The sequence below is a fragment of the Thauera phenolivorans genome (genome assembly GCF_001696715.1).
Lineage (GTDB): Bacteria > Pseudomonadota > Gammaproteobacteria > Burkholderiales > Rhodocyclaceae > Thauera > Thauera phenolivorans.
In genome coordinates this window covers 624429-639427 of record NZ_MBFM01000001.1, presented here as the reverse complement: position 1 = coordinate 639427, position 14999 = coordinate 624429, and the positions used below count along the sequence as shown (strand labels likewise).

Sequence of the window (14999 nt, the reverse complement as noted above, 5' to 3'; positions counted from 1 at the left end):
TGTATGCCGCGCCCACGGTCGGCTGGCGCGGCTACTTCGCGGTGCATCCCTGGATCATCTACAAGCGCGCCGGCGACACTACCTACACCCGCTACGAGGTGACGCGCTGGGGCGGCGGCCCGGTGGTGCGGCGTAACCGCATGATTCCCGACGGGCTGTGGTTCGGCGCGGTGCCGACGGTGCTGGTCGATCATCGCGGCGAAGGCGCGGCGGCGATGATCGACGACATCGAGGCGGCGATCCACGCCTATCCGCACGCCGACACCTACCGCAGCTACCCCGGCCCGAACAGCAACACCTTCCTCGCCCACGTCGGCCGCGAGGTGCCGGCACTGCGTCTCGACCTGCCGGCCAATGCGATCGGCAAGGACTACCGGCCGATCGACGCGCCGCTCGGCCTGTCGCCCTCGGGCCGGGGCGTGCAGTTCAGCCTGCTCGGGCTGCTGGGGATGACGCTGGGGCTGGAGGAGGGCGTCGAGTTCAATCTGCTCGGTCTGCACTTCGGCCTCGACTTCAACCGCCCCGGCCTACGCCTGCCCTCGATCGGGCGGCTCGGCATGGACGACAGCCGGGGTCCGGCCGCGGCCACGGAGGCCGGCGCGCCCTGACTCGGGGCGGGCGCGGCATGCGCGCGGCGCGCGGCGCGCCCGCGAATGCTGGCCGCGTACGCAAAAAAGCCGGCCCTTGCGGGCCGGAAAACAAAACAGCGCGAAGAGGCTGCTTCAGGCTGACTTGCGGCGGCGCAGGGCCGCGAGGCCGGCGCCGGCGAGGCCGAGCAGGGCGAGCGAGCCGGGCTCGGGGACCGCGCTCACGGGCGATCCGCCCTCGTCGGCGAGGCCCGCCACGCCGATGGTGAAGCCGTGCCAGCTCTCGGTGGCGTCGGTGAAGCTGAAGCTGCTATGGGTGCCGGGCAGGCGGATCACGCCGTGGAGTTCACCGGAGCCGCTGAAGCCGAAGTCGGTGATGTTGATCGGCGTGCCGCTTCCCCAGTGGCCGGCGCCATGGCTCAGGAACTCGATCGGGGTGCTGAAACTCACCGTGTTGCGGTTCCAGCTCACCAGCGCGATCAGCGGGTCCAGTACCGGCTGCGAGAAGGTGATGGTCTTGGTGCCGCCCACACGCAGCGCGATGATGTCGGTGCTGGCGGGGGCGTTGTCGACCAGCGGCGAGCCAGTGTAGGGCGCGGGCGTGCCCTCGGTCCAGTAGTTGGTGCCGCCGGCGGTCTGCGCGAAGGCGTAGCTGCCGCTGTAAGTTACGTCGACAGTGGTGTCGCCGATGACGAGCTCGCCGGTCACGGTGTTGGTGCCGGCGCTGAGCCAGTCGGTCCAGATGACCGGCGCCGCCGCTGCGGACAGGCTCCAGCCGGCGCCGAACAGCAGCGCGGCCATCAGTTTCTTGTTCATTTGACCCCCCATTTTTCTCGCGGGATGCTTCCCGTATGCCTGCGGTATCCGGCGTGTGCTGGAACCGGCTTGGTTGCAAGGCATAAAGCACGTTGCGTGCCACTCGGCGGGGGCGGGGGAGGAAAGGCTTTGCAATCAGTATTATCCGATACGGTTACCCATTTTGGGTCGTTGCGGCCTCTCCCCTAAACACGCTGGCATGTCAGATTTTCCGACATTGCCCGCGCTGGTTCACACCGCCGGCGTGGCGCCGGCGAAGAAGCGTTCGCCCAGCTCTTCCAGCCCGAGCGTGCGCAGCAGCTCGGCCAGGCGCTCCGCGGGGCGGCGGCGCGGCAGGTTCTTGTAGCTGGCGATGATCAGCTCGTTCTTCATCGAGTGCTCCCAGCCCACCAGCTCGGTGACGCTGACCTGGTAGCCGTGCGACTCGAGCTGCAGGCAGCGCAGCACGTTGGTCAGGTGGCTGCCGAACTCTCGGGTGTGGATCGGGTGGCGCCACAGCTCGGCGATCGGCTGCCTCAGCGCCTGCTGCTTGTTCCTGCGCAACACCGCGGCGACCTCGGCCTGGCAGCAGGGCACGAGCACGATGAAGCGCGCGTGCTTTTCGAGCGCGAAGCGGATCGCGTCGTCGGTGGCGGTGTTGCAGGCGTGCAGCGCGGTGACGACGTCGATCCGCGCGGGGAGCCGGTCCGAACCGATGGAGTCGGCCACGCTCAGGTTGTGGAAGCGCATCCCGGCTGCGAAGCCGAGCTTGTCGGCGAGCCGGCGCGAGCTCATCACCAGCTCGTCGCGCGTCTCGATGCCGTGGATGCGGCCGGCCGGGGCGTGCTGCCTGAAGAACAGGTCGTAGAGGATGAAGCCGAGGTAGGACTTGCCCGCGCCGTGGTCGACCAGCTGGATGTCGGGCCGCTCGGCGAGCGCCTCGGCGAGCAGCGGCTCGATGAACTGGTAGAGGTGGTAGACCTGCTTGAGCTTGCGCCGGCTGTCCTGGTTGAGCTTGCCGTCGCGAGTCAGGATGTGGAGTTGCTTGAGCAGCTCGATCGACTGTTCGGGGCGGATCTCGGGGTGCTGGGCGTTCATGGGCGTTCTTCCGGGCGCAGGGTGGGCGGCAGTCTACTCCGGTAAGCCGCCGGTGCACCCGGATCCGGTGCGCAGGGGGCGAGCCGGCCCTGCGGCGATCGCCGGAAAGGCGCACAATCGGCGCAGGAGAATCGGGAGGAGGCCCGGTTCGCGTGTCTAAAGGAGTGCAGGAGATGATCGACAGGCTGATCGAAATCGCCGCACGCGCGCTCGACGTCGCGCCCGCCACGCTGTCGGCCGACACCGTGTTCGCCAAGCATCGCAACTGGGATTCCTTCGCCGCCCTGGCGCTGGTGTACGGAATCGAGGAGGCCTATGGCGTGCTGCTCGGCTATGGCGCGCTCGGCGCGGCGAAGACGCTCGGCGAGGTCGCCGATCTCGTGCAGGCGCGGCTCAGCCTGAAGTGAGCGCCATCAGCATCGGCGTCGTGAGGGCTGAAAAGGCGGTCGACAGCAGCAGGCTGCCGGCCACCGGTCCCTGCAGCGTGCCGAACTGGTTGGCCATCAGGTAGACGTTCACCCCCACCGCGATCGAGGCGAGCAGCACCACCACCTGGGTCTCCAGCGGCGGCAGGCCGAGCGCCAGCGCCAGGCCCCACACCACCAGCGGCTGCACGACGAGCTTGAGCGTCGAGATCGCGCCCGCCATCGCAACACCCTCGCGCAGGCGATACTGGGCCAGACCCATGCCGAGCGCGATGAGTGCGAGCGGTGCGGCGGTGTCCGACACCATCCCGAGCGTGCTGTCGAGGAAGGCCGGCAGCGCCAGCCCGGTGAAGCCGAAGGCGGTGCCCGACAGGATCGCGGCGACGATCGGGTTGCGCAGCACGCCGCGCGCGGTGCGGGCGAAGCCCTGCAGCGAGAACTCGCCGTGGCGCGCCCATTCCACCGACACCGTGACCAGGGTCCACAGGGTCAGCGAGTTGAACACCAGCACCAGGGCGACCGAGGGCACGGCCGCCTCGCCGAGGGTGAGACGGGCGATCGGCAGGCCGAGCAGCACGTTGTTCGAGAACACGCCGCCGAGCGCGAACACCGACTGCGCCACGCCGTCGAGGCCGAAGGCCTTCCACGCCACCAGCCGGCCGATCACGAACACCGCCAGGCAACCGCCGAAGAAGGCGATCAGCAGCCGCGCATCGACCGGCGGCAGTTTCGACACCCCGCTCATCAGATGGAACAGCATTGCCGGCAACGCGGCGCCGAACACGAAGCGCGACAACGCGTCGCCGACGTCCTTCGGCCACCCGGCGAAGCGCGACAGGCCGTAGCCGACGAGCACCAGCAGAAACAGGGGGGCTGAGAGCGAGAGCTGGTGGAGGAGGGCGGTCATCGGCGGAAGCGCAGGGCGGGGCGGAAGGGAGGACGGCGGGACGCGTCACGGTTGCCGTCCCCAACGATTGTGCATCACAATCCCGCCCTTCGCGCAGGCCGCGCACGGTCCGGCGCCGGCGCGCTGGAGACCTGCGCCGCCCGCCGCGCGCGGTCGAAGCGCTGCATGATCGCGACCCCCCTCCCTTCGCCCGCCCTGCCCATGCCGCTTGCCGCCCCCGCCTCGCCCGCCGCGCTGCTCAGAGTCGCCGACGTCCTGATGCTGCTGGTGGCGCTCGTGTGGGGCACCAGCTACGGGGTCACCAAGCAGGCGCTGACCTGGTATCCGGTGCTCGGCTTCCTCGCGGTGCGCTTCGGCCTCACCTTCCTCGTGCTCACCCCGGCCCTGTGGGCAGCGGACGCGGCGGCGCGGCGCAACGCCCTCGCCGCCGGGCTGCCGCTCGGCCTGCTGCTGCTGGCGATCATGCTGTGCGAGACCTATGGGGTGGCGAACACGCGCGCGGCCAACGCCGCCTTTCTGATCAGCCTGTGCATCGTGCTCACGCCCTTCGCCGAATGGTGGCTGCTGCGCCGCAAGCCGGGCGGCACGGCGCTGGTCTGCACTGCCGTGTCGCTGCTCGGTGCCGCGTTGCTCGCCGGCGGACCCGGCACGGTGTTCGGTTTCGGCGACCTGCTGATGCTGCTCGCAGCGGTGCTGCGCGCGATCATCGTCTGCCTGACCGCGCGCATGATGCGCGACCGTCCCTCGACCGCGCTCGCGCTCACCGCGGTGCAGACCGGGGTGGTCGGCTTCGGCTGCCTGGCGCTCGCCTTGCTGCTGCCCGGCGCGCTGCCGGCGCTGCCCGAACTGCCCGCGTTCTGGGGCGCCACCGCCTACCTGGTGCTGGGCAGCACGGTGTTCGCCTTCTTCGCCAGCAACTGGGCGCTGAACCACAGCACGCCGACGCGGGTGGCGCTGCTCAGCGGCACCGAGCCGCTGTTCGGCGCGGTGTTCGCGATGCTTTGGCTGGGCGAGGACTTCGGCCTGCAGGCGTGGAGCGGCGGGGTGCTGATCGTCGCCGCGTCGATGTGGGCGGTGCTGCGCGGCCGGCGCTGACGCGCGCGGCCGCGGCGCTCAGAAGAAGCGCGCCCACAGCGCCGACACCGGCATCACCAGCACCAGCGCGGGCAGCATGTTCACGATCGGAAAGATCTTGATGCCGCAGATGCGCAGGCCGGTGGCGAGCATGATGACGCCGCCGCAGGCGGCGAAGTCGCCCAGCATCGCCGGCGTGGTCAGCGGCAGCAGCAGGCTGGCGCTGAAATAGAGCGCAAGCTGTACCAGGATCTGAGGGGCCGCGATCAGTGCCACCGCCATGCCGAGCTCGGTGGCGAACAGGGTCGCGGTGACGAGATCGAGCATCGCCTTCGCCAGCAGGATGTCCGCGTTGCCGGTCATGCCCTCGTTCATCGCGCCGAAGACGCCGGTGCCGCTCGCGCAGAACAGTACGAGCAGGGTGACGTACTGGGTGACGAAGCCCTCGACGCGGGGATTGCCGCGCTCCGACGGCCAGCGCCGCTGGACCGCGGCCTGCGCCCAGCCGATCGCCCGTTCGAGGCCGCGCTCGAGGTAGAGCAACTCGCCGATCAGCGCCCCGAGCAGCAGCGCCAGCGCGACCGCCGGGATGCTGTCCATCTTGGGCATCAGCGCCGCGCCGATGCCGAGCGAGATCAGGCCGCAGGTCAGCGGCATCGCCTCGCGCACCCGGCGCGGCACCCGCGGGCCGAACGCGGCGCCGGCAAGGCCGCCGGCGATGATCGCCGCGCTATTGGCAAGGGGACCGAGCATGGAGAACCTCCGTGGGGCGATCGGCGGCCGCGGCGGCTGATCTTGTGTACTAGACTTGTCGATATGAGGCGCGAAGTCTAGATGCGAATCTCAAGCGGAAAAAATACCATTTAGGTCTGAATCCAGATCTTCTTGATATGGGGCGGTGATGGATCTGAAGCGCATGCGCTACTTCTGCACGATCGCCGAGCAGGGCCAGGTGAGCCGCGCTGCGCGCGTGCTGCACATGGCGCAGCCGCCGCTCAGCCAGCGCCTGCGCGAGCTCGAGGAAGAGCTCGGCACCCCGCTGTTCGAGCGCAGGGGCCGCAGCCTGGCGCTGACCGAGGCGGGCGCCCTGTTCTATCGCCGCGCGCGAGACATTCTGCGCGCAGTGGAGGCGACGCGCGAGGAGGTGATGCGTGCCGCCTCGCGCACCGGCCCCGAACTGCGCATCGGCGTGTCGCCGACCTGCCGCCGCTTGTGGCTGTCGCGCTTTGACGCGTTGCAGCGCGCGTTCCCGGCGCACCGGCTCGGCGTCGTGGTGGCGGATTCCAGCTACCTCGAACAGCTGCTGCGCGCAGGCCAGCTCGACGTGGCCTTCATGCTGCCGCCGCAGCAGACCGAGAACATGCGGGTGCACGAACTGGTGGCGAGCCGCACGGTGGCGGTTGCGCCGCGCTCGCTGGTCGCGCCGGGGATCGAGCGCCTCAGTCTCGCCGAGCTCGCTCGCCATCCGCTGCTGGTGCTGCGGCGTTCGGTCGGCATCGGCAGCTACGAGTGGCTGATGCGGCGCTTCCAGGCGGAGGGGCTGACGGCCGAGGTGGCGCTCTACGGTTCGGATGTGGAACTGCTCCTCGACCTGCTCGAGCAGGGCTTCGCCGGCATCGCGGTGGTGCCCGAGAGCGAGACCGTCGGGCTGTCGGACGCGTGCCGGGTGCTCGGCATCGCGTTCGAGCTGCCCGACTACCGGGTGTCGCTGGTGTGTCGCGAGCGCGCCGAGGATGCCGCGCGCGCCGCGCAGCTGCTCGCCGCCTGGTCATGCCGCACGGACGCCGATGAGGGGATAATCGGCAGCGAACTCCCACCGGACCCCGCGCCATGAACAAGCCTGCCCGACCCCTCGACGGCGTCAAGGTCATTGAGCTCGGCTCCCTGATCGCCGGCCCCTTCGCCGCGCGCATCCTCGCCGAGTTCGGCGCCGAGGTGATCAAGATCGAGTCGCCCGACGGCGGCGACCCGCTGCGCAAGTGGCGCAAGCTCTACGAGGGCACCTCGCTGTGGTGGTACCTGCAGGCGCGCAACAAGCAGTCGGTGACGGTGAACCTGAAGCACCCCGGCGGCCTCGAGGTGGTGCGCCGGCTGGTGGCCGAGGCCGACATCGTGGTCGAGAACTTCCGTCCCGGCGTGCTGGAAAAGCTCGGCCTGGGCTGGGAGGCGCTCTCCAGGAGCAACCCGGGCCTGGTCATGCTGCGCCTGTCGGGCTTCGGCCAGAGCGGGCCGAAGGCGCAGCAGCCGGGCTTCGGCGCGATCGGCGAGTCGATGGGCGGGCTGCGCTACGTCACCGGCTTTCCCGACCGCCCGCCGGTCAAGACCGGGATCTCGATCGGCGACTCGATCGCCGCGCTGTGGGGCGCGCTCGGCGCGCTGATGGCGCTGCGCCACAAGGAAGTGAATGGCGGTGCCGGCCAGGTGGTGGACGTGGCGCTGTACGAGGCGGTGTTCGCGATGATGGAGTCGCTGGTGCCGGAGTTCGACGTGTTCGGCTTCGTGCGCGAGCGCACCGGCAACATCATGCCCGGCATCACGCCGTCGAACACCCACACCACGAAGGACGGCCGACACATCACCATCGGCGCCAACGGCGACGCCATCTTCCGTCGCCTGGCGCTGGCGATGGGCCGCCCCGATCTCGCCGGCGACCCCGCGCTCGCCGACAACGCCGGCCGCGACGCCCGCCGCGACGAGCTCTATGCGCTGATCGACGCCTGGGTGGCCGGGCAGGACGAGGCGCAGGTGCTCGCCGCGCTCGCCGCCGCGGAGGTGCCGGCCTCGCGCATCTACTCGGTGGCCGACATGTTCGCCGACCCGCAATTCCTCGCCCGCGAGATGCTGCAGACGGTGAGGCTGCCCGACGGGCGCGACTGCCGCATGCCCGGCGTGGTGCCCAAGCTGTCGGCGACGCCCGGCGGCAGCGAGTGGATCGGGCCGGCGCTCGGCGAACACACGGATGCGGTGCTGCGCGCGCTCGGCTACGACGAGGGCCGGATCGCCGCGCTGCGTGCGGCCGGCGCGGTGTAGTGTCACATGCGCATTTCGATCGAACGCCAGGACGACCCCCCATGGACATGCAACGCAACAAGTTCAAGCAATCCCTGCTCGCGGGCAAGCCGCAATACGGGCTGTGGCTCGGCCTGTCGGAGAGCTTCAGTGCCGAGATCTGTGCCGGCGCCGGCTTCGACTGGCTGCTGATCGACGCCGAGCACGGCCCCAACGACCTGCGCACCATCCTCTCCCAGCTGCAGGCGACCGCACCCTACTGCTCGCAGCCGGTGGTGCGCCCGCCGCAGGGCGACCATGTGCTGATCAAGCAGCTGCTCGAGACCGGGGTGCAGACCCTGCTGATCCCGATGGTCGACAGCGCCGCTCAGGCGGCGGGCCTGGTGCAGGCGATGCGCTATCCGCCCGAAGGTATCCGCGGCGTCGGCAGCGCGCTCGCGCGCGCCTCGCGCTGGGGGCGGATCGGCGACTATGCCCAGCGCGCGAACGACGAGATGTGCCTGCTGGTGCAGGTGGAGACCCGTGCCGGGATGGAGAACCTCGACGCGATCATGCAGGTCGCGGGTGTCGACGGCGTGTTCTTCGGCGCCGCCGATCTCGCCGCCTCCTATGGCCACCTCGGCCAGTCGACCCACCCGGAGATCGTCGCCATGATCAAGGACGGCCTGCGCCGGGTCTCGGCCGCGGGCAAGGCGGGCGGCGTGCTGTGCGGCGAGCGCGCCCTCGCGCTCGAATACCGCGACGCCGGCGCCCGCTTCATCGCGGTCGGGGTCGATACCCTGCTGCTGGCGGCGGCGACCTCGGCGCTGGCGGCGCAGTACAAGCCCGAGCTCGCCGGCCGGGCGATTGCAACCATTTACTGAATTCGAAGTCACTCAGGCATCGCATGCGTCCGCCGCCGACGGGCGCACCGGGGATGCAGCCTCCCCGGCAGGAGGAGACACAGGCGAGGCACCCGAACGAATCGACAGACGCCCGCGAAGGGCGCAGCAGAGAAAGGGGGCAGGGGATGAGCAAGGCGAGTACGCAGCCGCGGCGCGGCGTGGAGGAGGGCGACCCGGTCGGTCGCCTGCTCGAGGAGATCGCGGCGAAACTGCCGCCCGAACAGGCGGCGGAGGCGGCCGAGTTCGCCCGCCAGTACTATGCGTTGACCGCGCCCGAGGAGCTCGCCGAGCGCCCGCTCGCGGATCTCTACGGCGCGGTGCTCTCGCACTGGCACTTCGCGCGCAGCTACGCCGGCGGCGAACCCAAGCTGCGGGTGTACAACCCGCGCCTCGAGGAGCACGGCTGGACCTCCACCCACACCGTGATCGAGCTCGTCAGCGAGGACATGCCCTTCCTCGTCGACTCGATCACGATGGAGATCAACCGTCAGGGGCTCACGGTGCACCTGGTGATCCATCCGGTGATGAAGCTGCGCCGCGAGGCTGGCGTGCTCGTCGAGGTCGTGCCGAAGCGCGATCTCGAGGGGGGACGCTTCGAGTCGCTGATCCACGTCGAGGTCGACCGCCGCACCGAGCGCGAGCAGCTCGATGCGCTGCGCGATGGCCTGCTGCGGGTGCTCGCCGACGTGCGCGCTTCGGTCGAGGACTGGGACAGGATGCGGGCGCGCATCGATGACATCCTCGCCGAGACCGGGCGCAACCCCCCGCCAACGCCCGCCGCCGAACTCGCCGAGCAGCGCGCCTTCCTGGAGTGGCTCGCCGAGGGCCACTTCGTCCTGCTCGGCGCGCGCGACTACGAGCTCGTGCGCGACGATGCAGGCACGGGCGGGGGCGACGTGCTGCGCGCGGTGCCCGGCAGCGGGCTCGGCATCCTGCGCGAGCGCGGAGAGGCCGCGCCCTCGCTCGCCTTCGCCCAGATGCCGCCCGAGCTGCGCGCCTATGCGCGCCAGCCCAACCTGCTCACCCTGACCAAGGCCAACACCCGCTCCACCGTGCATCGGCCCGGCTACCTCGACTACGTCGGCGTCAAGCGCTTCGACGACAAGGGCGAGGTCGTCGGCGAGCGGCGCCTGCTCGGCCTGTACACCTCGTCCGCCTACAGCACGCGCCTCGAGGCGATCCCGCTGCTGCGCCGGAAGGTCGCCGCGGTGCTCGAGCGCGCTGGCTTCCTGCCGGGCAGCCATGCGGCGAAGGCGCTCGCCACCATCCTCGAGCAATACCCGCGCGACGAGCTGATCCAGATCCCGGTCGATGAACTCCACGCCACCGCGATGGGGGTGCTGCGCCTCGGCGAGCGCCAGCGCACCCGCCTCTTCGTGCGTCGTGATCCCTTCGGCCGCTTCTACGCCTGCCTGCTGTTCGTGCCGCGCGAGAACTACAACACCGACGTCCGCACCCGCATGCAGGCGGCGCTCACCGAGGCCTTCGGCGGCGTGTCGTCGGAATTCACCGTACATCTGGGCGACTCACCGCTGGCGCGCATCCTGATCGTGGTGCGCACGCCGCCGGGTACCGCGCCCGAGATCGACCTGCACGAGCTCGAGCAGCGCCTGGTGCGCATCGCCCGGCGCTGGGACGACGACCTCGCCCAGGCCCTGGTCGAGGCCTTCGGCGAGGAGCGCGCCAACGCCCTGTTCGCCCGCTATGCCCAGGGCTTCGCTGCCGGCTACCGCGAGCGCCACTCCGCGCGCATGGCGGTGCACGACATCGCCCAGCTCGACGCCCTCGACGGCGCCGACGCGATCGGCATGAGCCTGTACGTGCCGCTGGAGGCGCCGCCCGGCGGCCTGCGCTTCAAGCTGTTCCGCGCCGGCGCCCTGGTGCCGCTGTCGCACAGCCTGCCGATGCTCGAGCACATGGGGGTGAGCGTGCTCGAGGAACGCCCCTACGAGGTGCGCCGCGCCGACGGCCAGCAGATGTGGATCGACGACTTCGGCATGAGCGTCGCCGGCGGCGGCGAGATCGACATCGAGGACCTGCGCCCGCGCTTCCAGGAGACCTTCCTGCGCACCTGGCGCGGCGACAACGACAACGACGACTTCAATCGCCTGGTGCTGGTCGCCGGCCTCGACTGGCGCAGCGTCGGCGTCCTCCGCGCCTATGCCCGCTACATGCGGCAGGCGGTGTTCACGTTCAGCCAGGGCTACATCGAGCAGGCGCTCGCCACCCACCCGGAGATCGCCGCGGCGCTGGTGGCGCTGTTCGATGCACGCTTCGACCCCGCGCTCGACGCGCAGGAGCGCGACGCCCGGCAGGCGGCGCTCGCCGCGCAGATCGGCGCCGCGCTGGAGCAGGTTTCCAACCTCGACGAGGACCGCATCCTGCGCCACTACCTGGCGCTGATCCAGGCCACTCTGCGCACCAACTTCTTCCAGCGTGACGCCGACGGCGAGCCCAAGTCCTGGCTGGCCTTCAAGTTCGACCCCGCAGGGGTTCCGCTGCTGCCCGAGCCGCGGCCGATGTTCGAGATCTTCGTGTGCTCGCCGCGGGTCGAAGGGGTGCATCTGCGCGGTGGCAAGGTCGCCCGCGGCGGCCTGCGCTGGTCCGACCGCCTGGAGGACTTCCGCACCGAGATCCTCGGCCTGGTGAAGGCGCAGCAGGTGAAGAACGCGGTGATCGTACCGGTCGGTTCGAAGGGTGGCTTCGTCGTGCGGCGACCGCCACCGGCGGGCGACCGCGAGGCGCTGCTGGCCGAGGGCGTGGCGTGCTACCAGATGTATCTGCGCGGCCTGCTCGACCTCACCGACAACCTCGTCGGCGGCGAGGTGGTGCCGCCGCCCCAGGTCGTGCGCCACGACGGCGACGATCCTTACCTGGTGGTCGCCGCCGACAAGGGCACGGCGAGCTTCTCCGACATCGCCAACCGCACCGCCGCCCAGTACGGCTTCTGGCTCGGCGACGCCTTCGCTTCCGGCGGCTCGGCCGGCTACGACCACAAGCGCATGGGGATCACCGCGCGCGGTGCCTGGGAGTCGGTCAAGCACCACTTCCGCAGCCTCGGCCACGACACCCAGTCGCAGGATTTCCGGGTGGTCGGCATCGGCGACATGTCCGGCGACGTGTTCGGCAACGGCATGCTGCTGTCGCGCCACATCCGGCTGGTGGCCGCCTTCGACCACCGCCACGTGTTCATCGATCCCGAACCGGACGCGGCGACCGGCCATGCCGAGCGCGAGCGCCTGTTCCGCCTGCCGCGCTCGTCCTGGGCCGACTACGATACCAGCCTGATCTCCGCCGGCGGCGGGGTGTATCCGCGCAGCGCGAAGTCGATCGCGCTGTCGCCCGAGGCGCGCGCCGCGCTCGGCATCGAGGCCGAACGGCTGGCGCCGAACGAGCTGATCCGCGCGGTGCTGCTGGCGCCGGTGGACCTGCTCTACAACGGCGGCATCGGCACCTACGTGAAGGCCAGCAGCGAGAGCCATGCCGAGGTCGGCGATCGCGCCAACGACGCGATCCGGGTCGATGGGGCCCAGCTGCGCTGCCGGGTGGTGGGCGAGGGCGGCAACCTCGGCTTCACCCAGCGCGCGCGGATCGAATTCGCGCGGGCGGGCGGGCTGATCAACACCGACGCGATCGACAACTCGGGCGGGGTGGACTGCTCCGACCACGAGGTCAACATCAAGATCCTGCTCAACCAGGTCGTGGCCGACGGCGAGCTCACCGGCAAGCAGCGCGACCGCCTGCTCGCCGAGATGACCGACGAGGTGGCGGAGCTGGTGCTGCGCGACAACCGCGCGCAGAACCGGGTGCTGGCGATGGAGCGCGCACGCGGCATCAGCCGGCTCGAGGAGCATGCGCGCTACCTGCGCCATCTGGTGGCGGCCGGCCGCCTCAACCGCGAGATCGAGTTCCTGCCCTCGGACGAGGAGATCGCCGAGCGGCGCCAGGCCGGCGGCGCGCTCACCACGCCCGAACTGGCGGTGATGCTCGCCTACGGCAAGATGGAGCTGTACGACGCGGCGCTCGCCTCCGACGTGCCCGAGGACCCCTATATCGCCACCACCCTCGAGCGCTACTTCCCGCAGCCACTGCGCGAGCGCTTCCCGCAGCAGATCCGCCAGCACCCGCTGCGGCGCGAGATCATCGTCACCCATGTGGTCAACAGCATGGTGAACCGCGTCGGGCCGAGCTTCGTGCACCGGCTGCAGGAAGAGAGCGGTGCCGCCGCGCCCGACATCGTGCGCGCCTACTTGTGCACCCGCGAGATCTTCGGCCTGGTCGCGCTGTGGCAGGAGAACGAGTCGCTCGACAACCAGGTGAGGGTCGAGGCGCAGAACGCGGTGGTGACGATCGTCGGCCGTCTGGTGATGCGCGGGACGGTTTGGCTGCTGCAGCACCGCGAGGCGCTCGCCGACCTGGAGGCGACGATCCGGCGCTTCGCGCCCGGCATCGCGGAGATCGGCGAGGGCCTCGGGCGCTGGCTCGCTCCGCACGAGCTCGCGCCGCTCGACGCCGAGGCCGAGCGCCTCGCCGCGGAGGGCGTGCCGCCCGCGCTGGCGCAGCGGGTGGCGCGCCTCGACGCGCAGTTCGCCGGGTTCGACATCGTCGAGATCGGCGCCGACACCGGGCGCAGCGTGGAGACCGTGGCGAGCGTGTACTTCGGCCTCGGCGGGCGCCTCGAACTCGGCTGGCTGTCGCAGCAGATCGTCGCCCTGCCCTCGGGCGAGCGCTGGCAGGGCCTGGCGCGGGTGGCGCTGCGCAACGAACTCACCAGCGTCGCGCGCGGCCTGGCGACGTCGGTGCTCGCGGAGAGTCCGGAAATCGAGGACACCGAGGCGCTGCTCGCCGCCTGGGAGGCGAAGCGCGGCTTCGCGCTGTCGCGCTGCCACCAGCTGATCGCCGAGATGCGGCCGGCGGCCGGGCTCGACCTGGCGATGCTGTCGGTGGCGCTGCGCGAACTGCGGGCGCTGATCTAGCGGGGAGTCCAGCCCCCATCCACGACAAGGAGGTGCCATGGATACCGTTGCACGCTTCGAGGTGGAGTACACCCGTTATCTCGACCCGCAGGGGGCGCCCACCGGGCCGCTGCCCGAGTTCGCTCTCGATCCGGCGCGCCTGATCCCGCTCTACCGCGCGATGTGCCTGACGCGGGCCTTCGACGCCAAGGCGATCGCGCTGCAGCGCACCGGCAAGCTCGGCACCTTCGCCTCGGCGCTCGGCCAGGAGGCGATCGGCGTCGGCGTCGCCGCCGCGATGCGCGCCGAGGACGTGCTGGTGCCGTCCTATCGCGACCACGGCGCGCAGCTGCTGCGCGGGGTCGGGATGGCCGAGACCCTGCTCTACTGGGGGGGCGACGAGCGCGGCAGCGACTTCGCCGTGCCGCGCGCCGACTTCCCGATCGCGGTGCCGATCGCCACCCAGGCCTGCCACGCCGCCGGCGCCGCCTACGCCTTCCGCCTGCGCGGCGAGGCGCGCGCCGCGGTGTGCTTCCTCGGCGACGGCGCCACCTCGAAGGGCGACTTCTACGAGGCGATGAACTTCGCCGGCGTGTGGCAGGCGCCGCTGGTGCTGGTTGTGAGCAACAACCAGTGGGCGATCTCGGTGCCGCGCGCGCGCCAGACCGCCTGCGCGACCCTGGCGCAGAAGGCGATCGCTGCCGGCATCCCCGGCGTACAGGTCGACGGCAACGACATCGTGGCGGTGCATCAGGCCGCACGAGAGGCGCTCGACAGGGCGCGCGCCGGCGGCGGCCCGACGCTGATCGAGGCGCTCACCTACCGTCTCGGCGACCACACCACCGCCGACGACGCCAGCCGCTACCGCGACCCCGAGACGGTGCAGGCGTACTGGCACGAGGAGCCGGTGCTGCGCCTGCGCAACTACCTCGCACGGCTGGGCGCGTGGGACAAGGACAACGAAGAGGCGCTCGCGCGCGAATGCAACGAGGCGGTCGCTGCCGCGGTGGAGACCTATCTCGCCACGCCGCCGCCGGACACCGCGGCGATGTTCGATCACCTCTACGCCGCGCTGCCGTCCGCGCTGCAGGCGCAGCGCGCCGAGGCGCTGCGTTTCGCACCCGTGCAAGGAGGCGAGCATGGCTGAGCTGAACCTGGTGGAAGCGGTGAATTGCGCGCTCGCTCGAGAGATGGCGCGCGACGTCTCGGTGCTGCTGCTGGGCCAGGACATCGGCGTCAACGGCGGGGTGTTTCGCGCCACCGTC

At 70.9% G+C, this 14999-nt stretch carries 12 protein-coding genes; 8 read left to right on the top strand and 4 right to left on the bottom strand.

Going from position 1 to position 14999, the window contains the following annotated elements:
- Window positions 1-608, top strand: a 608-nt coding sequence (locus BB334_RS02985; RefSeq protein WP_068804452.1) for a DUF3750 domain-containing protein, incomplete at its 5' end; no start/stop codon positions are given.
- 114 nt (window positions 609-722) lie between these two features.
- Here the strand turns inward: BB334_RS02985 and BB334_RS02980 are convergent.
- A complete protein-coding gene (locus BB334_RS02980) occupies window positions 723-1403 on the bottom strand; it encodes a PEP-CTERM sorting domain-containing protein (protein WP_068804153.1) in 681 nt (226 codons plus the stop codon).
- 231 nt (window positions 1404-1634) lie between these two features.
- On the bottom strand, window positions 1635-2480 hold the full coding sequence (locus BB334_RS02975; RefSeq protein WP_068804151.1) for a class I SAM-dependent methyltransferase: 846 nt from the start codon (window positions 2478-2480) through the stop codon (window positions 1635-1637).
- A gap of 173 nt (window positions 2481-2653) precedes the next feature.
- On the opposite strand from BB334_RS02975, the gene BB334_RS02970 reads away from it, so the two are divergent.
- Window positions 2654-2887, top strand: coding sequence for an acyl carrier protein (locus BB334_RS02970; RefSeq protein ID WP_068804149.1), 234 nt, complete (start codon window positions 2654-2656; stop codon window positions 2885-2887).
- On the opposite strand, the gene BB334_RS02965 is transcribed toward BB334_RS02970, so the two are convergent.
- Window positions 2874-3812: an AEC family transporter gene (locus BB334_RS02965; RefSeq protein ID WP_068804147.1), complete on the bottom strand. Its 939-nt coding sequence runs from the start codon at window positions 3810-3812 to the stop codon at window positions 2874-2876. The genes BB334_RS02970 and BB334_RS02965 overlap by 14 nt on opposite strands.
- Window positions 3813-3977: 165 nt before the next feature.
- Here BB334_RS02965 and BB334_RS02960 point away from each other — a divergent pair, with 165 nt between their 5' ends.
- On the top strand, window positions 3978-4907 hold the full coding sequence (locus tag BB334_RS02960) for a DMT family transporter (protein ID WP_198531160.1): 930 nt from the start codon (window positions 3978-3980) through the stop codon (window positions 4905-4907).
- Window positions 4908-4925: 18 nt separating this feature from the next.
- Here the strand turns inward: BB334_RS02960 and BB334_RS02955 are convergent, their stop codons facing one another.
- Window positions 4926-5639: a DUF554 domain-containing protein gene (locus BB334_RS02955; RefSeq protein ID WP_068804145.1), complete on the bottom strand. Its 714-nt coding sequence runs from the start codon at window positions 5637-5639 to the stop codon at window positions 4926-4928.
- 148 nt (window positions 5640-5787) lie between these two features.
- Between BB334_RS02955 and BB334_RS02950 the strand changes: the two genes are divergently transcribed.
- The 5 genes from BB334_RS02950 (at window position 5788) to pdhA (ending at window position 14881) form a co-directional block, all read left to right on the top strand.
- Entirely contained in the window at window positions 5788-6720 is a 933-nt protein-coding gene (locus tag BB334_RS02950) for a LysR family transcriptional regulator (RefSeq protein WP_068804143.1), read from the top strand.
- On the top strand, window positions 6717-7916 hold the full coding sequence (locus BB334_RS02945) for a CaiB/BaiF CoA transferase family protein (RefSeq protein ID WP_068804141.1): 1200 nt from the start codon (window positions 6717-6719) through the stop codon (window positions 7914-7916). The genes BB334_RS02950 and BB334_RS02945 overlap by 4 nt, the downstream gene beginning before the upstream one ends.
- Window positions 7917-7957: 41 nt before the next feature.
- Window positions 7958-8758 carry a 4-hydroxy-2-oxoheptanedioate aldolase gene (gene hpaI / locus BB334_RS02940; RefSeq protein ID WP_068804139.1) on the top strand — a complete coding sequence of 267 codons (801 nt, stop codon included), beginning with the start codon at window positions 7958-7960 and terminating at the stop codon, window positions 8756-8758.
- A 146-nt stretch (window positions 8759-8904) separates the two neighbouring features.
- Window positions 8905-13755, top strand: coding sequence for an NAD-glutamate dehydrogenase (locus BB334_RS02935; protein WP_068804137.1), 4851 nt, complete (start codon window positions 8905-8907; stop codon window positions 13753-13755).
- 37 nt (window positions 13756-13792) lie between these two features.
- On the top strand, window positions 13793-14881 hold the full coding sequence (gene pdhA, locus BB334_RS02930) for a pyruvate dehydrogenase (acetyl-transferring) E1 component subunit alpha (RefSeq protein ID WP_068804135.1): 1089 nt from the start codon (window positions 13793-13795) through the stop codon (window positions 14879-14881).
- Window positions 14882-14999 lie beyond the last annotated feature (118 nt).